Annotated in this window: 18 protein-coding genes and 2 tRNA genes; 9 read left to right on the forward strand and 11 right to left on the reverse strand. The window is 57.9% G+C overall.

Features of this window, described 5'->3' with window-relative positions:
- Positions 1–18 precede the first annotated feature (18 nt).
- The 7 genes from AABO57_03610 to AABO57_03640 all read right to left on the reverse strand — a co-directional run bounded on the left by AABO57_03610 (position 19) and on the right by AABO57_03640 (position 10,892).
- Complete coding sequence (locus AABO57_03610; GenBank protein MEK6284805.1) at positions 19–1,260, reverse strand: amidohydrolase family protein; 1,242 nt, start codon at positions 1,258–1,260, stop codon at positions 19–21.
- Positions 1,261–1,430: 170 nt separating this feature from the next.
- A complete protein-coding gene (locus AABO57_03615) occupies positions 1,431–2,387 on the reverse strand; it encodes an alpha/beta hydrolase-fold protein (protein ID MEK6284806.1) in 957 nt (318 codons plus the stop codon).
- A gap of 104 nt (positions 2,388–2,491) precedes the next feature.
- Positions 2,492–2,878: a Rid family detoxifying hydrolase gene (locus AABO57_03620; GenBank protein MEK6284807.1), complete on the reverse strand. Its 387-nt coding sequence runs from the start codon at positions 2,876–2,878 to the stop codon at positions 2,492–2,494.
- A 432-nt stretch (positions 2,879–3,310) separates the two neighbouring features.
- A complete protein-coding gene (locus AABO57_03625) occupies positions 3,311–4,777 on the reverse strand; it encodes an MATE family efflux transporter (GenBank protein ID MEK6284808.1) in 1,467 nt (488 codons plus the stop codon).
- A gap of 260 nt (positions 4,778–5,037) precedes the next feature.
- Complete coding sequence (locus tag AABO57_03630; protein MEK6284809.1) at positions 5,038–6,375, reverse strand: MFS transporter; 1,338 nt, start codon at positions 6,373–6,375, stop codon at positions 5,038–5,040.
- A 160-nt stretch (positions 6,376–6,535) separates the two neighbouring features.
- On the reverse strand, positions 6,536–8,005 hold the full coding sequence (locus AABO57_03635) for a lipoxygenase family protein (protein ID MEK6284810.1): 1,470 nt from the start codon (positions 8,003–8,005) through the stop codon (positions 6,536–6,538).
- Between the two features lie 412 nt (positions 8,006–8,417).
- Entirely contained in the window at positions 8,418–10,892 is a 2,475-nt protein-coding gene (locus AABO57_03640; protein MEK6284811.1) for an ABC transporter permease, read from the reverse strand.
- Between the two features lie 232 nt (positions 10,893–11,124).
- Here AABO57_03640 and AABO57_03645 point away from each other — a divergent pair, with 232 nt between their 5' ends.
- Positions 11,125–12,030, forward strand: a complete 906-nt coding sequence (locus AABO57_03645) for a LysR family transcriptional regulator (GenBank protein MEK6284812.1) — start codon at positions 11,125–11,127, stop codon at positions 12,028–12,030.
- A gap of 120 nt (positions 12,031–12,150) precedes the next feature.
- Positions 12,151–12,227: transfer RNA gene (locus AABO57_03650), tRNA-Pro, on the forward strand.
- A 187-nt stretch (positions 12,228–12,414) separates the two neighbouring features.
- Here AABO57_03650 and AABO57_03655 read toward each other — a convergent pair.
- A complete protein-coding gene (locus AABO57_03655; protein ID MEK6284813.1) occupies positions 12,415–14,130 on the reverse strand; it encodes a hypothetical protein in 1,716 nt (571 codons plus the stop codon).
- A gap of 481 nt (positions 14,131–14,611) precedes the next feature.
- On the opposite strand from AABO57_03655, the gene AABO57_03660 reads away from it, so the two are divergent.
- The 6 genes from AABO57_03660 to AABO57_03685 all read left to right on the forward strand — a co-directional run bounded on the left by AABO57_03660 (position 14,612) and on the right by AABO57_03685 (position 18,609).
- Positions 14,612–14,887 carry an acylphosphatase gene (locus AABO57_03660; protein ID MEK6284814.1) on the forward strand — a complete coding sequence of 92 codons (276 nt, stop codon included), beginning with the start codon at positions 14,612–14,614 and terminating at the stop codon, positions 14,885–14,887.
- 21 nt (positions 14,888–14,908) lie between these two features.
- Positions 14,909–15,430, forward strand: coding sequence for an adenine phosphoribosyltransferase (locus AABO57_03665; protein ID MEK6284815.1), 522 nt, complete (start codon positions 14,909–14,911; stop codon positions 15,428–15,430).
- A 58-nt stretch (positions 15,431–15,488) separates the two neighbouring features.
- A tRNA-Arg gene (locus AABO57_03670) sits at positions 15,489–15,565 on the forward strand.
- 38 nt (positions 15,566–15,603) lie between these two features.
- On the forward strand, positions 15,604–16,377 hold the full coding sequence (locus AABO57_03675; protein ID MEK6284816.1) for an SDR family oxidoreductase: 774 nt from the start codon (positions 15,604–15,606) through the stop codon (positions 16,375–16,377).
- A gap of 15 nt (positions 16,378–16,392) precedes the next feature.
- Positions 16,393–17,982 (forward strand): TlpA disulfide reductase family protein, encoded by a 1,590-nt coding sequence (locus tag AABO57_03680; GenBank protein MEK6284817.1) that lies wholly within the window; start codon positions 16,393–16,395, stop codon positions 17,980–17,982.
- Between the two features lie 96 nt (positions 17,983–18,078).
- Positions 18,079–18,609, forward strand: a complete 531-nt coding sequence (locus AABO57_03685) for a UGSC family (seleno)protein (GenBank protein ID MEK6284818.1) — start codon at positions 18,079–18,081, stop codon at positions 18,607–18,609.
- 330 nt (positions 18,610–18,939) lie between these two features.
- Here AABO57_03685 and AABO57_03690 read toward each other — a convergent pair whose 3' ends face one another.
- From AABO57_03690 to hpt, 3 genes are all read right to left on the reverse strand, one after another.
- A complete protein-coding gene (locus tag AABO57_03690) occupies positions 18,940–19,182 on the reverse strand; it encodes a hypothetical protein (protein MEK6284819.1) in 243 nt (80 codons plus the stop codon).
- 372 nt (positions 19,183–19,554) lie between these two features.
- Complete coding sequence (locus AABO57_03695) at positions 19,555–19,770, reverse strand: hypothetical protein (GenBank protein MEK6284820.1); 216 nt, start codon at positions 19,768–19,770, stop codon at positions 19,555–19,557.
- Positions 19,771–19,818: 48 nt separating this feature from the next.
- Complete coding sequence (gene hpt / locus AABO57_03700) at positions 19,819–20,364, reverse strand: hypoxanthine phosphoribosyltransferase (GenBank protein MEK6284821.1); 546 nt, start codon at positions 20,362–20,364, stop codon at positions 19,819–19,821.
- Positions 20,365–20,723: 359 nt separating this feature from the next.
- Between hpt and AABO57_03705 the strand changes: the two genes are divergently transcribed.
- Positions 20,724–22,277, forward strand: a complete 1,554-nt coding sequence (locus AABO57_03705; protein MEK6284822.1) for an alpha/beta fold hydrolase — start codon at positions 20,724–20,726, stop codon at positions 22,275–22,277.
- Positions 22,278–22,376: the final 99 nt, after the last annotated feature.

Raw genomic sequence — 22,376 nt, forward strand, 5'->3', positions numbered from 1 at the left:
GTTTCTATTCTCGAGCAGTCACTGCCGTCGAAGCTTGTTAATGTCCACCACCACCGGCAGCGGGTTGCCGTCTTCACGAAGCTTGTACAGCAAGTCACCCTCGACAGCCTTGCGCGCCGCCTTGATGTCAATATTGAACAAGCGCGCGGCGTTCTCGCCCAATATTTTGTTCTTCACTTCGGTGGTGAGCTGCTTGTAGTTGTTCTTCTCGATCATCTGGTCGGGAATCGTGAACGCCTGGAAGCCTTGAATCTGCCAGTGCGGCGGGCCGATCACCGGCGTGTCCGTTCCCCACAGAATGTGATCCGCTCCCAGTCCATCGATCAACGTTCCCAGCATCGTTGCGAACCGTTCTGGAGCTTGAACCATCACTTGCGCCATGGCGCCCATCTCAGCGTAGATGTTTTTCACCTTCGCTTTCTTCCCGTAATCAGCCAACTCCGCGTCCCACGGATACGAGCAATGAAACGCTATGAAGTTCAAATCCGGGAAGTCGGCTGCCGCTCGAACCATATCGCCGGTGTGACAGTAGTCCTCGAGGAATATGCCGGGCAGACCTTTGTGGACGGTTACGTTCTTGACGCGGTGCTTCCGCAGCACCTCGTAGAGCGGGTAGGTGTTCTTCTCATCATCCATCCGCCAACCGCGCGTGTCGGGTCCGGGAGGATAGAGTTTGAGGCCGTCGATCTTTAGCGCCTCGCATTGATATGTGAGCGACTCGACCGCCGATTTGCCATCAGGCGGATCGACGCAACCGAGCACCCTGATTCTCGCGGGCGCCATCGAACGGATCATCGCCGCTTCGCGTGGAGGGAAGAGATCGATGCCGTCAAAGGCCCCCTTCATTCCGAAGCTGTTCAGGAAAGCGATGTCGGTCTGGCTTTGCATGAAGATGTCGTCGAAGAGCATCACGCGGCCCATGTCGGCGACCGGCACCGGCCGCCCGATGACCGAGGCTCGCGCGCCAGCCAGAGTCTTGAGAAAGGTCTCGCCTCGCGGCGACATCTTTGCGATTCCGCCGGCGCGCCACCACACGTGGGTTTGAAGATCGATCAGCAGCGGCGGCTTGAGCGTTGCCGTGTCGCGATCGGCGATTCGCTCGACGGCCGTTAGATCGAGAAAGCTTTCTTTCGAGAGCGTCCGCGCGACCGAGCGCCGTTGAAGAAAAGTGAGTCCGGCCGCGCCGGCGGCGGTGAGCTTGAGCATCTCTCGTCGCGATACTTTTGGAGAGCCCTGCTGGAGATCTTTCGAGTTCGACATTCAGCCTCCTGGGAAGAGTTTGAGAGCAACTGCGCCGGTGAACTTACCACAAGAATCGGTGCGCGGTCACGTAACACTTTCGCGAGAGGCGGGTGAGGGGTCTTGGCGCCTTTGCGTCTTTGCGTTGAAGGCCTCACGCTCAGACGCAAAGCCGCAAAGAACTAACTACGTTACGGCTTCTTCTCCGCCGCGCGCTTCATCGGCTCAAGCCGTTGATGCAGCGCCTCTGCCTCCGCGTCGGCCGCCGGTGGATTCAACACCCGAGCCAGGAACTCGAGCGCTTCAGTCGTGCGAGGCCGAAGCGTGCGCCCAACGTGATCCGCGCCGCGCACCAGATGATACTCGTGCGCAATCTTGTACTCCCAAAGCACGCGGTGGATGAACTCCGTGCCTTCGTGGATGTTGAAAGCGTCCAGACCGCCGACGTCGAAATAAATCTCCAATCCCGAAGCGCGAATCTTGTCGGCGTTCGCAACACAAATCGAGGCGGGATTATTGGCTTCCCAATATGCTTCGTCAAACGGCTTGCCGAAGATCGTCTGCATCAACTCATCGCTGCGATAGAATCGATTCCGCGGCTTGACGTCTTTCCACTTCAGCGCGGGATCGATGCCCGGCTCGAGCGCCGCAATCCCTTCAAACCGGTCAGGGAATTTGAAACCAAGCCTCAACGCACCCAGGCCTCCCATCGAGATTCCGAACAGCAAGGTCCCCTTGCGTTCGCGGGTGACCTTGTAGGTCTGCCTCAAGTGTTCGAGAAACGGGCCGATGATGAACGACTCCCACTTCTGCGAGCCGTCCTTGTAATCCATGTAGAATGATCGCGAGGCGCTCGGCGTGACGACCACCATTTTCGGAAGCGTACCCGCCTTCCACATGTCGTCGATCGTGGCGCGCATTCGATTGAGGAAGCCTCGATCACCCCCGCCGCCATGCAAGAAGAGCAACAGAGGCAGCGGGTCTTTCGCTGTCTCGTATCCATCGGGAAGCAGGACGTTGTATTCAACCGGCGCAGGCAAGAGTTTCGTTTCGATTTTTGACTCGATGAGCTGGCTGGCGTTAGCGTTCATCGACGCGGCGAAGCATGCGCCGGTAAGGACCACCAGATGGAATATCTTTCGAATCATAGATAGCTCCACGGTTCGCGGACCCCTGGCTTTGCTTGATCGTTGAAGACCAGAACAATATCAAAACCAACCGAAAGCTCAAGCGCCGTTGCCACCGCAAGCGATCAAGCGTCGGTGGCGGCAACAGCTTCTATCTCGATCTTGAATCCGTAGTGGAGGTCCTTGACCGGGACGACAGCCCGCGCGGGCCGATGATCGCCCATCATTCTGGCGTAGACAGTGTTCACTGCGCTCCACAAGTCGATGTCGGAAATGTACACCGTCATCTTCAACACCCGGCTCAAACGGCTGCCGGCCGCTTTGAGGATTTCATCGATGTTCTTCAGGCACTGTTCGGTCTGCTGTTCGATTGAACCTGTGAGTCTTTCGCCGGTGAGCGGGTCGATGGGGAGCTGGCCGGCTACAAACACGAGCCCGTTGTAGACGACAGCTTGAGAGTAATGTCCCCCGGCCGCGGGCGCGTTAGGAGTTGAAACAGTTGATATGTCCATCGCTCAAACCTCCAAGTATCGATTCGAGTTCCCGGTTCAATCCCGGAGGGATGCCGGAATAAAGCCACGGGTGAGTCCGCGAACCCGTGGGCCGTACGACAGCAAAGCTCCCGAACCCGCGTAGAGGGTGACGGTCAACGAAGCGGTTGCGACGGTGCAATGTTTGAGAAACACCGTCTTAAAGGAGTTAGGCGCGATGAGCGTGTTGGCCGCCACGCGCTTCGCGGGTTTGTCTGCCCACCTGACCCGATCCACGGGTTCGCGGACTCACCCGTGGCTTTATTCCCCCACCCGCTTCGCGGGTTATCGTTGCCCCTTCCGCCTCACTCCACGGGTTCGCGGACTCACCCGTGGCTTTGTACCGACACCCTTCCAGGGTTAACTGCTCGGGCATCGTCCTCTGATTGACCAACAATCTCCGGCGTCGGTAATTCACACCTTCTGCTCTTTCCATTTTCCTCGACGGAACACCACGATCGCCACCACTGCCAGCAACGACTCGGCTATTGTGATCGCCGCGAACACTCCCTTCGCCCCAAACCCAAACGGAATTGCCAGGCTGTAAGCCAGTGGAATCTGGACCAGCCAGTAGCAAAACAGGTTGATAACCGTCGGGGTGTTCGTGTCACCCGCCCCGTTGAACGATTGCACCATCACCATTCCGTACGCGTAGAACACGTAACCGTAACTGATGAATCGCAACGCGGACACGCCGTATGGAACAACCGCCGGGTCGGTAGTGAATATGCCGATCAGCCGCTCGGCAAAAACGATGAACGTGATCGCCACCAATCCCAAAAAGCACATGTTGGCGAAGCCGGTCACCCATACCGACCGCTCCGCGCGCTCCGGCTTCCCTGCCCCGAGGTTCTGACCCACCAGCGTCGCAGCCGCGTTGCTCATGCCCCACGACGGCAAGATCGCGAAGATGATGATTCGCAAAGCCACCGTGTAGCCCGCAAGCGCCGCATCACCGAACACCGCTACTATGCGCACCAGCCCGAGCCAGCTCGCCGTGGCCACTAGAAACTGGAACATTCCTCCCAGCGAGATGCGCACCAGTCTGAGCATTACCTGAGCATCGAGCCGCGCTCTATGCCAGTCAACCTTGACCCGCCCTCTTCCGCTGAACAGATACCAAAGCTGAAACAAGACGCCCACACCGCGTCCGATCGTCGTTGCTATGCCTGAGCCGGTCACGCCGAGCTCGGGAAACGGACCCAGCCCGAAGATCAAGCACGGGTCGAGAACGATGTTGATCACGTTTGCGATCCACAGCACTCGCATCGCGATCGAAGCGTCGCCGGCTCCGCGAAACACGGCGTTGATCAGGAACAACAGCATAATCACGACGTTTCCGCCGAGAATCACTTGCGCGTATCCGGTGCCAATCGCCATCACGCCTTGCGAGGCGCCCATCAACCTGAACATTTGCGGCGCGAAAGCGATGGCGATGATCGCGACCGGAATGGAAACGACTATGCCGAGAATGATCGATTGAACCGCGGCGACCGAAGCCCCGTGATGGTCCTTTTCGCCGATGCGACGCGCGACGGTGGCGGTGGTAGCCATGCTCAAGCCCATCGCGACGGCGAAGACCATCGTCAGGAGCGACTCGGTTATTCCCACGGTGGCTGTCGCTTCGGCGCCGAGGTGGGCGACCCAGAAGACGTTGATGATGCCGAACAGCGACTCCATCATCATCTCGAGCACCATCGGCACGGCTAGGAGAAAGATGGCGCGCCCGATCGAGCCTTCGGTGAAGTCCTGCTGCGAGCCGACGACGGCTTCGCGGAGAAAGCTTACCCAGCCCCTGACTCCTGAATCATTTCGCGAATCATCTCTCGCCTGCTCGTGCGAAGATGCGGCATCATTTAGTTCTGGTTTTCTCGCTTCCATTCATTAGCCTTCAATTGTCGGTTGAGAACAGTAATTGAGAACGATGGACGTACGCGTCAGGTTCAGCCGCACTTACGGCGGTTCACCGTTGCGTCGTTCCACTCGCCGCCATCGCTCGGACCGCGCCGCGAGGCTTCGAGAAGGATCAGGTTGGGCTCAAAAGCTTTTCATGTTGGCGAACTGAATATCATCCGAGCGGTGGGATAGTCAAATAGAATTTATTTAATGGAGTCGGCTCGCCCCGTCGAAGTCGAGCGACCTCAAACTGGCGGATAAGATTTCTCCGTCCCTGGCTCGACTTCAAGCGAGGGATGAACGCGAGCCTTCTCATCGCCTCGATCAAGCCATCTCTGCAGCATCAACCATCCGATGCCGGGAACCGCGAAGGCTAAACCAAGAACGGTCGCCATTCGCCGCGCCCCAAGTCCCGGGTAGTCCACCCCTAGCCCCGTCACATAAGTCGAGACCGACATCGTTAGAGTCAACAGCGCCATCTCGAGAGCGAACACTCGGCCAAGGAATCTGTCCGGCACCGTCATCTGCAAAAGCGTAGTGGAAAAAACCCATTGAATGCTGCCACCTGAGTGCGCGCCCAGCACACAGATCAATGCAACAGCCATCACCGGCGAATGCGCGAACAGAAGATAGAACGCAGCCGAGACGAAGAACGCGATTGAGATCGCCTTTCGCATCGTGCGCGGCTCACCGCTGGTGATGACCCCTGCGATCATCGGCCCGATCAGTGCGCCGAGCCCTCGAGCCGCGTACATCAGCCCTATCGAGGCGGCGCCGTCGCGGCCAATCGGGAATATCTGCTTGCCATAGATCGTCAGCAGCAGCAGCACCCCGCCGCCCAGACCCCAGCCGCTCTTTACCAATAGAAGAGCCATCACTCGAGGGTTCGTTTTTAAGTACCGCCCGCCTTCGATGAGGTCGGTCACGCCTATCGCGTCGGCCAACGACAGATGCTGAGCCCGCTCGGGCCTCTCGGCCGTTAAGCGCGCGCGCAACGCCCAGATGTATCCGGCGGACACGAAGAACGAAAGAGCATCGACAATGAAAGCGGTGTTGCGCCCGAAGGCATCGGTCACCACTCCGCCCAGCGCTGCGCCGAGGGCCAGTGTCACTGACCACGACGCAGCCGATAACGCATTTGCTGGAATCAGCTCTTCTTTCGAGACAATATTCGGGATAGCCGCGGACTTCGCCGGCTCGAAGAAAGTGGACACAGCTATTTCCATCGCCGCAAGCACGTAAACGATCCATACATGCTCGGGACGTTGCACAAGCAAGAAGCCCAGCACCAGAAACCCGCGAACGATGTCGGATACGATCATCACCGTCTTGCGGTTGAATCGATCGGCGACCACGCCCGCGAGCGGTCCGACAAAGAAAGAAGGCAGCAGCTTGATGATTAGGATGTAGCCGACCGCTTCGCCTGATCCGGTCAGACTGAGCAGAAGAGTAAACAGCGCGACTGAGTTGAACCAGTCTCCGGTTTGCGAGACCAACTGGCCGATGAACAGATTGCGGAAGTCGCGATTGCCGCGGAGGAGTTCGATGTAGCCCACGGCTCGCCCCGGCGGGTTCTCGCTCATTCGAGCATTGTAGTGACGAGGAGAGAGGCTTTCAACGAAAGGCTTTGCACCCGAACAATGTTCGTAGTTCGGCCTTCAGGCGGAAGTTCGTAGGCTGGCTCTCTCGCAATGCCGTACAAACTTCCGCCTGAAGGCCGAACTACAAACATTGCTTGACCGATCAAGCGTTGATATTGGCCTCGAGGATCTCCGGATAAATCTTCCAGTGCGCAAAAGGCTCCTGCTCCAGCTTAGCCTGCAGACCGCGCAGCTCGCTCAGGAAAGTCCGAAAGGCAGCAGCTCCCTGCTCGTCAATTGCCAGGTACGAAAAGTCCTGCAAAAGCTGAGCGCGGCTCACGTTAAGATTGAAGTTGGCGTTGACCAGGCGCTGGTACACATCGAGCGGCTCGCGCTGACCGTTCTTGTAGACGCGCGCCGGCTGGATGTGAGTCCACACCTGATAATTCCAGAGCCCAGTGCCTAGAATCTCATGCTCGACTGATGCAAGGTAGATGAACGCCGCAATCAACCGGGCGGCGCTTTCGATCGTGATTGGGCTCCCGAGCAGCTTTTGGACGCCGCCGGGTATCATTCGCTGAAGTTCGTCGATCCATGATTGGAAGCTTGCGTCGGCGCGTAGTTGTTGGTCAGAGGAATAGTACAGGTGCAGGTACGCCAGGGCATGCGCGTGCATAACGTCGAAAAGGGCCTGGCGGTTGGCCAGGGCTGGTGTTTCAAAACCTGCGTGCTTGATGCCGCGCCGTTGGGCGTCTAGCGTGGGATCCAGAGTGGTGATGTCATATTCGTTGTACGTTTCCTCGAACAGCTTGCACATACCCTGGTGGGTGAAGCTGAAAATCGTCTCGAAGTCACCGCCTTTGACCATCTGGCCTTTCGTTACGAGCTCGTTGCTGTACTGCGTTCCAAATATGTGCGGCCACAGCAGGCGTCTCACCGGATGATTTGCGGGCAGGCTGTTACGCGTCGCCATCGCCAGAGGCGCGCCGGAAGCGAGATGGACCCAATTGAAGTGGCGTACTAACGAGACATGCGTCGTAGCCGCACACAGCGCTATCTTCTCGGCCATCTCCCAGTTCGCATCGCCCGGTTTGCAGGCGCCCAACTCGCACTCGATCTGCGCCGCCTCAAGCCGCCGCGCCGGCTCGTCGACGCGGAATCTCACTCGAACGCCGAGCGAGCGCAGACCTTCGTGGTGCTCGTAGCGCTCGAGTTTCCGAAAATCCCATTGGTAACCGCCTTCGGGCGCTTTCTCAACGAAGCAAGCATAGGGACCTGCAACCGCTAAGTGCCCGAGGTCGGCTCGATTCTTATACTCATCTGGCAACACCGGCACAGGGAACAAGTCTCGGTGTGCGCTGGAGTACGCCTCATCAATCGCCTTTTGGGGATCGGCGTCAATCGGGGGCAGTCCGTCCTCCATTGGAGAAAGCACACCGTACATCGCCACCTGAAACTCATAGAACGCGTGCTTAAGCCTTTCGGCCTCATCGGCGGGCACGTGATCGGCGACCAGAATATTGGGAATGGGGATACCGGAGAATTGGCTCGCAAGGCTTACAGGCTTCAATTTGCGTTTATCGTCGCCCGGAATAGGGATCACCGCCGGTTTGTTGCGGCTAAACTTCGCCATAGCGATCCTGTTCCAGAATCGTTTCCTGAGTGCCCACATAAGCGCCTATCCTCCCTCAATCTTATTGTGGCAACGGTGGTGCTCTGATTCACAGGCCTGCTTCAGCCCTTCACTCTGGACCAGAGCGCAAAGGCATTTATTACATTGCGCAGCGTCGGGGATAATACCATGGTAACGCTCGGTAAAACCGTCGCCATTTGTGACTGCGGGGTGGTCGTGGTTTCCCCCTATGACGGCAGACGCCAGAACTCCCTCAATCATCCAAATTCTCTCTGGACTATCGGTGCGGACCCTCAGCCCCGGCCGGCCTGTATGGGGTGCTGTTTGTCCGCGTATTCTGCTGCGTTGCGCGATAGTAGTTTAGAGGGCCGCTCAGTTTTTGCGTTTGCGTCGCTTCCTCTTACCGGGTTTCCTATTCACATCGCAGCGCGATCATCGGATCAATCTTCGTAGCCCGGCGGGCTGGCACTAAGCAGGCTACCAGAGCCACTCCTATGAGCGCAGCGCTTGAAACTGCAAACGTAACGGGATCGGTTGCGCTCACTCCGTACAGCAACGAAGACATGAGCCGGGTCAATGCGAACGCAGCCGCAAGTCCCACAGCCACTCCAGTCAACGCTAGCAAAAGTCCCTGCCTCAAGATCATCCGCACCACAATGCCGGCGTCGGCTCCAAGCGCCATGCGGATTCCAATCTCGCGAGTTCGTTGCGCCACCGAGTGCGCGATCACGCCGTAAATGCCAATCGCCGCCAGTCCGAGCGCCAACAACCCGAAGATGCCTATCAGCCCGGCGGCTGTGCGTTGCTGCCACAGAGTGCTTTCGATCTGCTGGGTCATGGTTTTCACGGCATACAGCGTCAAGTCTCTATCGAGCGCATCGACCTCACCGCGAATCGCCGGAATAAGCGCGTTTGGATCGCCGCTGGTGCGCGCCACAAGCGTCGCCCTCCCGTCGTAACATTGCAGCTCCGGAAGGTAGAGCAGCATAGGCATATCGGCCAGCAGAGAACGATGCTTGGTGTCACGGGCGACTCCAATGATCTCGACGGGAAGACGAGACGCATCGTTCCAAAACGGCACTGAGAGCCGCTTTCCAATCGCGCTCTCCTCGGGCCAGAGCTTCCTGGCGAGCTGTTCATTTATGATGGCGACTGGTGTGGCGCCGACTCTGTCCTGGTAGGTGAACTCACGTCCTTGTAAGAGCGGGATGCCCAGCGTCTGAAAGTAGCGCGGCGCGATTCGGTTCGCATCCACTCTCACGCCGAGATCGTCTCGAGCGCGCAATAGCTCTAGAGGCGGCTGCTCACCGACGTGAAACACCGACAACCTGTCGCTCCAGTCATTGGGTGGAACCGTCTTCGCGAGGCTGGAGGAAATCACGCCCGGGAGTGCATCGACCCGTTTGATCAGTTCTTCGTAGAACGTTCTACCTTGCGATTCAGTATAGCCGCGAATTGTGAGGTCCATCGACATCAGCGCCATATTCTCGCTGTCGAAGCCTCGATCCATCGTCACCGCCTTCCGCATCGTTCGCGCGGCGAGACCCGCGCCAATGAGCAACACCAGCGAGAGCGCGACTTGTGCGACGACGAGATACCCTCGCAGACGCGACTTGCGGTGTCCGGAACTTGGCGCTCCATCCTTGAGCGATGTCACCAGATCAACCTTTGAGGCTTGCCACGCCGGCGCGAGAGCAAATACAACCGCAGTCAATATCGAAAGCGCCGCAGTGAAGGCGAGGACCCGGCCGTCTGGGGTGATATCGACGCCGCGCAGCCCGTAAGCAGGTTGCTGAAAGGCGAGAATCAGCTCGACGGACCACGGAGCCAGTAGCAACCCCAAAGCTCCGGCAATCAACGAGAGCATCAGGCCTTCGGTCAGCAACTGTCGGACGAGACGGCCCCGAGTGGCTCCCAGAGCCAGCTTCACGGCAATCTCCCTCTTGCGCGACGTCGCCCGAAGCAGAAGAAGATTCGCGACGTTGCTGCAAGCTATCAGTAGCAGCAGCAGCACTGCCGCAAGCAAGAGCGCCAGAAAGTTGCGGAGGCTTACCCGGTCATCGGAATCCAGTCCGACCCCTGCCAGAACTGAGACGCTCCTGCCTGCGTCGGTGTCGGGATAACTCTGCTCGAGCCCGCGAGCGATCGCCGACAATTCCGCTTGAGCCTGTTCCACCGCGACCCCTGGTTTGAGCCGGCCGAACAAGCCGAGCCACCCAGCGGATCGATCGTTGAACCAGTGGCGCCCCATCGTTCTCGGCATCGCCTGAACTTGCATCTTGATCGGAATCCAAACGTCGTAGGATCCCCCGGTTTCTGTTCCGCTAAAGTTCTTTCCGGCAACGCCGACAATCGTGAACTCGGTGTCGTTCAGCTTCACGCTGCGGCCCTCGACGTCCGGGTCGCCGCCGAATGCTCGACGCCATAGACCGTAGCTCAGCACGGCTACCGGGTGTGCGCCGGGCTGGTCATCGTCATCGGGTGAAATCAGACGTCCTAATGCGGGCGTCACTCCAAGGACCGAAAAGTAGTTGCCGCTGACAAGGTCGCCTCTCAGCCGCTCGGCCACGCCGTTGTTGAAACTGAGCGGCGTCCCGCAATGCGCCGCCAGCCCGGCAAAAGAGCTGTTGTGGTCGCGGTAGTCCACGTAGTCCGGATAGCCAAAGCTGTATTGCACCTTTCCGTTTTGCGTGCGCTCGAGCGTGACGAGTTGATCGGGTCCCTGGACGCCGGGCAAAGGACGGAGCAAAACCCCATTGACCAAGCTGAACATGGCGGTGTTGGCTCCGATGCCAAGCGCGAGAGCGATGATCGCGGTCGCGGTGACGCCAGGAGACTTGGTAAGGAGCCGAGCCGCGTAACGCAAGTCTTGCCAGAAGCCTTCCATAGTTGTCCCTCACGTCAATGAACGTTCCGTGCAACCTTAACCCGTTAGACGGATGAATCGGCTGTTTTCTTCCAAGAGTCTGCCGTCGTTTAGCACACTCTGAACCGCCGACGCATGTCTCTACTCTTTCAAACAGTTCCGTCGAGAGCAAGCCTGGCGTGGGTTAAGAGCGCTGACCGAGTTATGGTATAAGAGAGTCTCAGCAGAAAGGCTCAGCTAATAAGGTGGGGTAATGCACATCGAGTCTCTGAAAGTCTTTTGCGATCTCATTGACACGCGGAGCTTCTCGAAGGCGGCGACCAAAAACTTCATCTCGCAATCAGCGGTGAGTCAGCAGATCCGCGCCTTAGAAGAGAAATTCAACCGCAGGCTGGTAGAGCGAAGCCGCGGGGGCAGCCTGGTGCCGACCGACGCAGGAATGACGTTTTATCAGGGTTGTCGCGAAATCATGGATCGCTTTAATAGCCTCACCGAGGAGATGAAAGGGTTGGGCAACATCGTCAGCGGCCAGGTGCGGGTTGCGACGATCTATTCCGTGGGCATTCACGAGCTGTCGCCCGTGCTTAAGCGCTTCATCAAGTCGTTTCCGCAAGTCAACGTTCACATCGAGTACAGCCGCCCCAACAAGGTGTACGACGATGTCATCAATCACGTGATCGACATTGGGATCGTGGCTTATCCGACGCCTCGGCCTCAGATCGAAATAATACCGTTTGGAAATGATCCGCTTGTTCTGGTGTGCAGCCCCGAACACGAGCTTGCAGCAAAAAAACGACTCGATATCGCCAGTCTTGATGGGCAGCGGTTCATCGGGTTCGAGCGTGACATTCCAACCCGTAAAGCGGTCGACAAAATTCTGCGAGACCGCGGCGTCAGTGTGCAGTATGTGATGGAACTCGACAACATCGAGACCGTCAAGCAATCGGTCGAAGCCGACCTGGGGGTGACCATCGTCCCGCGAGCTACGATTCAAAACGAAGTGCGAGCCGGCACGTTGCGCGCCGTGAATTTTACGGAGAGTTTCGCGCGGCCGATTGGGATCATCCATCGCAAAGGGAAGATACTCAGCGCGGCCGCTCGCAAGTTTATTGAGATGTTGACTGAAGGACAGGCAGTCGCCAAGGACTCGCTCTCGTAGTAACGAATCTATTCGTTTCGTCTCGATCAAGCGAATGAATTCGCCACTGCGAGCTTGAATTGGTTGATCGCTGCTTTGACAAGCCCGCAAGCGCGCGGCTATCATACAGCTTCGTCATTACGGGGCGTGGCTCAGCCTGGTAGAGCGCTCGGTTCGGGACCGAGAGGTCGTTGGTTCAAATCCAATCGCCCCGACCATTGCTTCAAGTGAATTAGCGAGAGCAGAATTCGGCTCTCGCTTTTTCTTTTGAGGGAAGCTGAAGACCAGGGCGTTGGCACTCGCGGTGTCCTGGCCGGGTGCGAATCGGCGTGAACGACTCCACGCCCAATGAAAGAGGGGCGAGGTTGGCCCTCGCCCCTTTGATTTTCATTCTAACGCTCCGGACTACTTCTTTTCGCCCTTCGAAGTAGAGAGCATAGCCTCGACGCGAGCCAGTCGCTCGGCAAGTTCTGCGTTCTGTCGCTCGAGCTTCACCATCTCCGCGTTCTTCTGGGTGATCCTATCGCTGAGCGTCGTGATGTAGATGTGGGCTTTTTCGATCTCTTCCAGCATCCCACGCATTCGCGCGCCGATCTCGACGACCTCTCGACCGTGCTCATCAACCTTCCTGCCGCCCACGGCGGGCAGGTGTTTGTTTGTCCACATGAAGTCGGCGTGCTCTTCGATGGATTCGAGGTTGTAGGTCGGCTCGAAGACATAGTCTGCGAAAAGCTGAATGCCTCGCTGGAAAATTGTGCCGTTCACATCCAGCTTTCCGGCCGGAGTCGTCGTCCCGATACCGACGTTGCCGGCGTTCTGAACGGTTACGACGTCACCGTTCACGGTGTTGAACAAACGCATGTCGTCTCCGGTGGGGTTATACCAGATTTGGTTCGCTCCGCTGCCGTCCCGGGGCGCTGCTAGAAACCCGCCGTTCGCTCCCGAAGCTCGAACTGGCCCCACGACGTCAAGTTTATCGGCCGGCGATGCCGTCCCGACCCCAACGTTGCCGCTGGCTGATATATCGATGCTGCTCGTTGGCGCTCCGGGACGGATTCTGAAGGGCAGCCGGCTGCCGCCGGTGACATCGCGCACAAAGAAGTTGGCTTCATTGCCGGCAATGTCCCAGGTCTGGGCCGTGAATCCGCTCGCGGCGGTCTGCTCCAGCCGGTGTGCCGGCGTGTCGCCTGTAGCGATGTGCAGATCCAACACCGGAGTCGCAGTGCGCAGCCCTACTCGGCCGGTGCTACTCACCTTAAGCGAGTTGGCCGGCGCACCCGCGTCGACTTCAAACACAATGGTCCCAGCCTCCGAATTGCCGGCAGCGCCCTGGTCTACGAACCCCAAGAAACTTGCGCCACCCGCCGCTGAACTGTTCGCCCTTATCTGCCAGTTGTTAGTTGGGAAGCCGGCGCCACTCGTGTCGTCGAACTGGATCCGCGTGTTGTTCTCTTTCAGCCTGATCGTGTCGAAGCCGAAGTTTTCATTGTTGACGCAATCCAGCCCAATGCAGGCGCTGCCCTGGATGATCACATCGTCCGGAGTCACCACATCCTGTATTACGACGGTGCCGCTACCCTTCTTCTTGCTCTGAACCTCGTTGGCGGCTCCACTTGAGTTCTGCTTCGGCTCTCGCGGTTCCTCGCCATCTTCAGGAGATCCCGTAAGAACCGCGCCTTTCTCTATTAAAAAGGAGCCAGATTGAACCGGGACGCTGGCCGGCAATTTGCCGCTCTTTTGCAACTCTTGAATGACCTCCGCGGTGTTGCCCTTCTCCCTTGAAGCCGCCAGAGCCTTCCTCACTTCGCGGCTCAGGTTCGGGATCACGCGCAATTCGTAGGAGTAGGAACCGTCGGGCAGGTTGAAGCCTTTGTCATCGGTGAGCTTAAACGAAGGAATAGCGTCTGCCTCGAACTCCTTCCTGAATACTTCGCCGCTGGGCGCCGACACGGTCAGGACGATGCGGCCGTATTCAACCTGCGGCTGCCATCTCACTTCCGTTCGGTCAGCAGCAACAGCCGCAACGGAATCAACTCTTGAGGATTGACCCAGGGCCGCAACGCTGGCGCACATAGCAAACACTAGATAGGTGAAAAAACGCACTGTCTTCTGGTTTTTCATTGTCGTTCCTCCTAGGCGGTTGTGACGTTAACGGAAACCAATTCCGATCGGGACATCACGCCGAAAATCCGGCGCGATGTGACGTTCTGCACAGTTCTGATACTTGGCGGCCCCGATCATTTCAAAGCCGGATTGCTCTGTCAAGGTGATTCTTGCCGCCAAAGGGAAGCGCCGCCCGGCACTCGCGTTGAAAACCGATGTCCCATCAGCCCCGTGTGTTCTTTGTTCCCTGATCCGTCCGAAAGAGCGGTAGTCAGTTTCCAGAAGACTCACAGCCCGTTTGCCCGCCCCTAACCTCGGCTTCGGGTGACAACACGACTGGACGGATGATATAAGAAACGCGAAGACGATCGGCAAAACCAAATCGTCTTTTTCGAGCGGCAAGGCTATCGCGGACTTCTTCGGCTACAAACTCCTGGGACGAGACTCGTGAGCTAAGGCAGATCCAAATCGATTCCGCGGAAGCTTGCGAGGCTTGCGTATGACCGTAGCTCGGCGATTCATAGTCAGAGGACGAGTTCAGGGGGTTGGCTTCCGGTATTTCGCGATTCGAGCTGCTCGACAAGCGGGTGTCGACGGCGCCGTTCGAAACCTCGCAGATGGAACCGTCGAGGCAATCGCGGAAGGCCCGGCCGAGGCGATCGCCGAGTTCCGCGCGGCGCTTGAACAGGGACCGTCCTACGGTCACGTCACTCAGGTCGACGAGACACGGACGCAGCCGACCGGGCGCTACACGGGATTCGATGTTGTATCTTGATGAATAAACGAGGAGACATTAGTGGACAATCTCAAAGAGATGATCAGAACCGTTCCTGATTTTCCGAAACCGGGGATCAAGTTTTACGACATCACCACGCTGCTGAAAAATGCTTACGGTCTTCGAACCACCATCGATCGCCTGGTCGAGTGCATAGATGATCCAAACATCGACACGGTGATAGGCATGGAGGCTCGTGGATTTATCTTCGCGCCGGCCCTCGCCTATCGTTTGAAAGCCGGGTTCGTACCGGTGCGCAAGCCGCGCAAGTTGCCGGCCGCTATCGAGTCGATAACCTACGACCTGGAATATGGCACCGACACACTCGAGATTCACAAGGACGCGATCGGCGAAGGGCATCGCGTCATAATCGCCGACGACCTGCTGGCTACCGGGGGCACGGCGCGCGCGGTCGTTGACCTGGTCGAAAGACTCGGCGGAGTCGTGGCAGGGCTCGCGTTCGTTGTCGAGCTGAACTTCTTGAAGGGGCGCGACCGCTTTCCAGGCTACAAGATTGCGTCGTTGCTCAGGTACGACGACTAGTTGATCCGCGGCATATCTAGACAGGCGAAAAGAGTATCTGTTAGTTTAGGACCGATGTGCTCCCGTAGCTCAGCTGCATAGAGCGTCCGCCTCCTAAGCGGAAGGTCGCGCGTTGGAGTCGCGCCGGGGGCACCATTTAAACTTCCGCGAAACTCCCTGATCCCAGGAAACAAATGTCAAACCCCCTATTCGATCTAACCGGCAAAGTGGCAATTGTCACCGGTTCAACAAAGGGCATCGGACGAGCGATCGCCGAGGCGTTGGCGCGCGCCGGCGCCAACGTCGTCATCTCGAGCCGGAAGGCCGACAATTGCGAAGAAGTCGCCAACGCCATCAAGGCTGAAGCTCTCGACGCAACGGCCATCCCCTGCCACATCGGCAAGCGAGAGGACGTCGAGCATCTCGTCTCTGAAACCAGGAAGCGTTACGGCAAGATCGACGTGCTGGTGTGCAACGCAGCCGTCAATCCCTACTACGGCCCGATGTCCGGCTTGAGCGATGATGCGTTCACCAAGGTCATTGACTCAAACGTCCGCAGCAACGTCTGGCTCTGCAACCTGGTGATTCCGGAGATGGCCGGGAGAAAAGATGGCAGCGTGATCGTCGTTTCGAGCATCGGTGGGCTCAGAGGCTCGCACCATCTCGGTATCTATGCCATTTCGAAGGCCGCCGATTTTCAGTTAGCGCGAAACCTGGCTGTCGAATGGGGGCCGCAAAACGTCCGGGTCAACTGCATCGCGCCGGGACTTGTCCGCACCGACTTCGCTCGCGCGCTGTGGGAGAATCCGGAGTTGTTGGCCAAGGCTGAAGCGGCTACTCCGCTGCGCCGCATCGGCGAGCCTGATGACATCGCCGGAGCCGCGGTTTTTCTTGCATCGCGCGCCGGCAATTGGACGACGGGCCAGGTGATTGTGATCGACGGCGGCGTGACCATCGGCCCAGGTTGAGTGTGGATCGACGCTATGCTTGAAACCGGTCAACAGGCTCCGAGCTTCTCTCTCACACGGCTGGATGGAAAAGCGTCTGAGTTTGAGAGTGGCCGTCAATCGAAGCCGCGCCTCGTTGTGTTTTTCGAGACGGATTGCCCGACCTGCCGGTTGACGATTCCTTATCTCAATCGCCTCTCGCGCGAGCTTGGCGAGGCATCGGACATTCTCGGCATATCTCAAGACGGTGAGCACCCGACGCGAGAGTTGGTCGAGCAAGCTCCGATAGAATTTCCGGTCGCGCTTGATCACGGCCTCAACGTCAGTAAGATTTATGACCCGGTGGCGGTGCCAACACTCTTCCTCATCGGCAGCGACGGCCACATCCTTCAAACTCTAAGCGGCTTTGATAAGCGCGCCTTGAATGAAATCGCGACGGCGATGGCCGGCGAACCACTCACAATAGCCGAGCCCTTCGACGGCGCGCCCGATACCAAGTTCGGATGCACGTCCCGGCATCTTGAAGCTGGCTCCGAAGGGGACCTCGCAGCCGCAGCGAACCCTTACATCAAGCGAGCCGCGCGCGCTACGCGCATCGAGCTGGACGACTCGATCGACCCTTTCGAGTACTGCATGGCGTTTGGCGATCCGCTGCCGGTGATTCCGCCGACCGTCGATCGAGTCGAGCGCATGCTCGCAGCCGCCTCGCCGTCGCCAGATGAAGTTATCGGGCTGATTCCGCCCAACTACGGAGCGGCAACCGTGGAAAAGATCGCCGCCAACGCAGTGATGGCAGGTTGCAAGCCAGAGATGATGCGCGTATTGATTCCGCTGGTGCGAGCCGTGTGCGATGAGCGCTTCAACATTCACGGTGTGCAGGCGACCACTCATTTCGCCGCGCCGCTCGTGATAGTCAACGGGCCGATTCGCGGCGAGCTGGGCTTCGCTTGTGCAAGCAACGTCTTCAGCAACGTCGCTCGCGCGAACAGCACGCTGGGCCGCGCGCTGCAGTTGGTATTGACCAATCTGGGAGGCGCGCGACCCGGCGAGATCGATATGTCCACGCTCGGAAACCCGGGCAAGTTCTCCTACTGCATCGCCGAAAACGAAGAAGAGAATCCGTGGTTGCCTTTGCACGTCGAAATGGGTTTCAGGCGCGAGCAGAGCACCGTGACCCTGTTCGCCGCTGAACCGCCGCACGGTGTAAGCGAACATATGGCGCGTGAGGGAAAACAGATCTTGAAGGCAATCAGCCGCGCGCTTGCGACGGTGTGGTCATATCGGGTATGCGCGGGCGTCGAGGCGCTGGTAGTGCTTTGCCCCGAGCACGTGAAGACGCTTCATCGCGACGGCTTCACCAAGCAAGCCGTGCGCGAGTTCCTATTTGAGAACACCGGCATTCCGATTCGAGACTATCAACACGGCGCAGGCGAAGGGACTCAGTATGTGAAGCTCTACAGGCAGGCAGTGATCGACGGCGAGCCCTGCTACTTGAAGTTTCCCGACCGCGCGGCAATCAAGCTCGTGGTCGCCGGGGGAACCGCCGGCAAGTTTTCGGCGGTGATCGGCAGTTGGGCAGCCGGCCCAAGAGGAAGTCAGATGGTTACGTACCCAATTGCGGTATAGACCGCGGATCAGACGGATTTGACCGATCTACACAGATCCGTGCCAAATCTGTCTGATCCGTCTAATCCGTGGTCGATTGTTTCTGATGGAGGTGAAATGCCAACAACCCTTGTGAACCCGCTCGACGAAACCCCGCGCGTGTTTTCGAAGCCGGCAGCACGGCTCAGTAGCCTGAGCGGCAAAACGATCGGGCTGCTCGACATAAGCAAGCCCGGCGGCAGCGTCTTCCTCGATCACCTCGAGCGGTTGTTGAAGCAGCGTTACGGCGTCGCCGAGATCGTTCGAGCTATGAAGCCTACCTTCACCAAGCCGGCGCCTGACGCGGTGATCGCAAAATTCCTCGACGCGAAATGCGACGCGGTGATCGAGGCGCTCGCCGATTGAGGCTCGTGCACAACGTGCAGTTTGCACGATTCGACAAAGCTCGAGAGCCTTGGAATCCCGTCGGTGCCTGTGGCAACCACCGAGTTCGTGACCGCTGCTCGCGCGCAAGCCAGCGCGCTCGGCAGATCAGACCTTGATGCGGTCTACGTCGCGCACCCAATTCAGGATCAGACGAAGGAAGAGATCGAAGGAAAAGCGGAAGCTGTTCTCGAAGAGATTGCGAGACGGCTCATCAACGGATAGTGACGCCAAAAACATCGGAATGACCTCTGCTGGGCGAGATGGCCGACAGCGTAGATATGGTCGAGAAGTTCGCCGTCCAGCGCAACGATCAACGCAAGGTCGGCAACCTCTGGGCTATCAACTCGCTAGGTGCGCCGGCACTTCTCCTAAGTAAGCTCGCCTCAGGGGGCAGCATCGCAGACTAGCTTCTTGAACAACGAGACCGAAATGATCGTTGTGGAGAGACTATCCATTCGATGTCTGGCTGGGCGGTGACGAAGACAATCACAGCCTCGGGGTCTTTGTTTTTCAAGGCAGCCGAGACCAGCACGTTGGTATCGATAATGACCTTCATCGCCCAGCCCGGTAAGCCTCTATTTCAGCAGCGATTTCATCCTCGCTTATCGCCTTCGCTTGCGGCAGGGCCTGAGTCTCTTTGAGCAACGCCTGCAAACCGCGAACTCGCTCTTCCAATTCGCCGTTGTCTTGAGCAATCACGACGACCTCGACCACCTGACCTTGCTTGAATGGCAGATCGGTAAGGACGAGGCTCTTCGGGTCTTTGATCGTGACGTACTTCTTGTATGCGGTCATTATATCCTCCCGTTCTAGCTGCGACACGGCAGATTATACTACTTGCCTACCAAACTTCGATGCGTTGTTGTCGCCCTCGATCCAGAATCAGACAAAAGAAGGTCCAGGCTCATGCGAAGGCGGCACCCGATGAGATCGCCAGGAACTCTGTCACCAACGCAGAACCACAGGAAGGCGTGTGTATCGAGCAAGATTCTCGTCAGGAGTATTCTTCAAAGTCCTTTAGCGGCTCGTCAAAATCATCAGCCATTGTGATCAGGCCTTTGCCGCTACCGAACTGCGGGCGAGGCTTAGCGTTTTGAAGCGGCACGAGTCTGACGCGAGTCTGGTCGTCTTTTGTTATGACAATCTGCTCTCCCTTAACCGCAGCGTCTATGAGCTCGGGCAGATGATCCTTAACACGACTCGATGCGGTGTGAGTTTCAGAGGGCGCGAATCGACATCGTCGGGTTGCTCGAGGACAATATCGGGCGGTTCGGCGGAAACCGACACCTGGCAGAACAGTGTCGGAGCACAAAAGACTATCAAGCTGAGCGCAACCGCCGCGAGCCCAATAGATTTTGCTTTCGCCGCGATGGTTTTTTTCATCCCTCTGGAAACTGATTGGCAGCGTTGCGACTTCTGAAAGGCTGGCGGTTACTTTCTTATCAGGTTTTCGGGCACCTCGGGAACGGCGATGAAGGGAAGGTTTCGGTATATCTCGCCTACATCCAAGCCATACCCGACCACAAAATGATTCGGGATCGTGAAGCCGATGTATTTCGCATCGATCGCAATCTCGTGACGCTCCGGTTTGTCCAACAATGCCGCGATCGCCAGTGAGCTCACTTCGCGCGAGCGGAAGATGTTCGCCATGTAGTTCAAGGTCAATCCGGTGTCGATTATGTCTTCGACCACCAGCACGTCCTTGCCTAAGAGGCTCACGTCGAGGTCCTTCGTGATTCTCACCTCGCCCGACGATTTGGTCGACGCCCCGTAGCTGGATATGCCGATGAAATCGACGGACAGCGGCAAATCAATTGACCGCATTAAGTCTGACAGAAACACACATGCGCCCTTGAGCACGCCTACAAGATGAAGGTTCTTGCCTGTGTAGTCGCGGGTGATCTGCTGGCCCATCTCGCGCACACGCGCCTGCAGCGGCGCAACGTCGATCAGGACTTTCAGATTCGGGTCGTTCATGAAGGAGGCGCGTTCGGTAGCACTCATTTGTGGGCTCCTCGAAACCGGATTTGAATTCGTTGTGCGTGGAATATAGCAAAGGCAAAGAGCAAAGAGCAAAAGGTTCAGAGTTCAGGGTTCAGGGTTCGGAGTTCAGGGTTCAGAGTTCAGGCTCTAGCCTGGTTGTGCGTCGCAGGAGGAGGGTACTACCAGGCTAAAGCCTGAACTCTGAACCCGGAACTCTGAACCCGGAACTCTGAACCCAGAACTCTGAACCCTGAACTCCGAACCCTGAACTCCGAACCCTGAACTCCGAACCCTGAACCATTTGCGTTTGTGCTACACTGCGTCGGAAATCAATCTGTGAGGATGGCTCACCGATGAAACAAACTCTCATTTCGTTTCTCTTTCTCGCGATCACCGCGACCGGTCAGCTAAGCGCGGTTGCGCAGCAGATTCCCTTCTTGTCGGAACTGTTTTCGCGCTACGAAGAGTTCAATCGGCTGTACACCGAGAAACGCCGCGCCGGGGCGAGCCTCTCTGGCGTTGAACCGATTCGCAAGCGAGGCGAGGAAGCTTTTAAGCGCGGCAACATTCCCGGCATCCTCGAAGCGATAGCCGAAGCTCAAGCGCTTCTCGCCGGTAAGAAGTGGGACGAGCGTCAGAAGTTTATCGCTTCGCTCACGCTGGAAACCGATCGTCTGGTCGTCGAGCCGAATCAAACGCTGCAGGTGTCGCTCACTCGAATGTTCCCGGCGAGCATCGACAAAGCTCTTGCATCCGCGGCAACGGTAACGTTCGTCATCGTCTCCGGCGAAGCTGCTTCAAAGCCCGCCGAAGCACCGGCGGCGCCGGCTCTGTCACAGCGGCTGCTCATTGCCGAACGGCTGAGCATCGCGGAAACCAGCAGCAACTCGGCTCGCCGTCTGTTGCTGCCGGATGGCGTTTACCAGGTGGTCGCGCTAGTCGAAGCAGGAGGTCAGAAGATCGCCGAACTCAAGCGGCAGATTTACGCGATCAGCGACTTCAACGACAGCATCTCTCAGATGTCGAAAGCGATCTCGGGCATCAAGAGTTCATCTGACTCGAAGGTGAAAGCGATTGCGGCCCTGGTTGCCACGCCCGAGTTTCAGCTTCAGCGGCTTGCACAGTTGAACGGGACCAGAGGCGAGGTCGATATCAATCCGAATCAGGAAATCGATCGCATCGAGTCGGAACTTTCGGCGCTTGCGAAGGGACGGGACCCCTTTGCCTCGGAGCGCGGTGAAGTCGAGCGCGCCTATCAAGCTTCCGACAACAAGCTGGTGCCTTATCGCGTTTATGTTCCGAAGAGCTACGACGCCGCGAGTCCGAAGCCGCTGGTCGTGATGCTACACGGGGCCCTTGGCGACGAGCGCTATTACTTCAGCGGGCTCTTTGATCCGGCCGTCATGAAAAGCGAAGCTGAACGGCGCGGCTACATTCTGGCAGGCGTGAATGGAAGAAGCCGGTTTCCCGCGTACAGCGGTCCCAGCCAGGAAGACGTGTTTGAAGTCATCAACGCCGTGAGTCGCGATTACAAGATCGATCCTTCGCGAATATACCTGACCGGCCACTCGATGGGTGGATTTGGGGTCTGGCTTGTTGCGTCGAGCAAGCCTGACAAGTTCGCCGCGGTCGCCGCCGTCTCAGGCGGGCCGCCGGTGCAGGGCGATGCATTGACTGCGCTCTTGGAAAAGATGAAAAGCTTGCCGGCGATTATAGTTCATGGAGCGCAAGACGGGATAGCGCCCGCGCAGCTTTCGCGCACCATGGCGGCGGCCGCTGAGAAAGCGGGCCTGAAGGTTAGCTACGTGGAGGTTCCTGATGGCGACCACCTAAGCGTGGTGGCTTCGTCGTTCCCGGCCGTGATGGATTTCTTCGACAAGAATGTGAAGTCGCCCGCCTCGAAATGAAATGAGGTAATACTAGTGACTTGCAACAGCCTTTCGGTAGCGATCAAATGGGTACGAAATCGGTGCGAATCCGTCAAATCGGTGTGATCGGTGGTCTAT

This window comes from Acidobacteriota bacterium (assembly GCA_038040445.1).
Classification (GTDB): domain Bacteria; phylum Acidobacteriota; class Blastocatellia; order UBA7656; family UBA7656; genus Onstottus_A; species Onstottus_A frigus.

Coding starts and splice junctions, on each gene's coding strand:
- AABO57_03635 (MEK6284810.1), bottom strand. CDS start 8,005: ATGGCGAAGTTTAGCCGCAACAAACCGGCGGTGATCCCTATTCCGGGC.
- AABO57_03610 (MEK6284805.1), bottom strand. CDS start 1,260: ATGTCGAACTCGAAAGATCTCCAGCAGGGCTCTCCAAAAGTATCGCGA.
- AABO57_03630 (MEK6284809.1), bottom strand. CDS start 6,375: ATGAGCGAGAACCCGCCGGGGCGAGCCGTGGGCTACATCGAACTCCTC.
- AABO57_03660 (MEK6284814.1), top strand. CDS start 14,612: ATGACCGTAGCTCGGCGATTCATAGTCAGAGGACGAGTTCAGGGGGTT.
- AABO57_03695 (MEK6284820.1), bottom strand. CDS start 19,770: ATGAAAAAAACCATCGCGGCGAAAGCAAAATCTATTGGGCTCGCGGCG.
- AABO57_03620 (MEK6284807.1), bottom strand. CDS start 2,878: ATGGACATATCAACTGTTTCAACTCCTAACGCGCCCGCGGCCGGGGGA.
- hpt (MEK6284821.1), bottom strand. CDS start 20,364: ATGAACGACCCGAATCTGAAAGTCCTGATCGACGTTGCGCCGCTGCAG.
- AABO57_03690 (MEK6284819.1), bottom strand. CDS start 19,182: ATGACCGCATACAAGAAGTACGTCACGATCAAAGACCCGAAGAGCCTC.
- AABO57_03680 (MEK6284817.1), top strand. CDS start 16,393: ATGCTTGAAACCGGTCAACAGGCTCCGAGCTTCTCTCTCACACGGCTG.
- AABO57_03655 (MEK6284813.1), bottom strand. CDS start 14,130: ATGAAAAACCAGAAGACAGTGCGTTTTTTCACCTATCTAGTGTTTGCT.
- AABO57_03645 (MEK6284812.1), top strand. CDS start 11,125: ATGCACATCGAGTCTCTGAAAGTCTTTTGCGATCTCATTGACACGCGG.
- AABO57_03615 (MEK6284806.1), bottom strand. CDS start 2,387: ATGATTCGAAAGATATTCCATCTGGTGGTCCTTACCGGCGCATGCTTC.
- AABO57_03705 (MEK6284822.1), top strand. CDS start 20,724: ATGAAACAAACTCTCATTTCGTTTCTCTTTCTCGCGATCACCGCGACC.
- AABO57_03675 (MEK6284816.1), top strand. CDS start 15,604: ATGTCAAACCCCCTATTCGATCTAACCGGCAAAGTGGCAATTGTCACC.
- AABO57_03625 (MEK6284808.1), bottom strand. CDS start 4,777: ATGGAAGCGAGAAAACCAGAACTAAATGATGCCGCATCTTCGCACGAG.
- AABO57_03640 (MEK6284811.1), bottom strand. CDS start 10,892: ATGGAAGGCTTCTGGCAAGACTTGCGTTACGCGGCTCGGCTCCTTACC.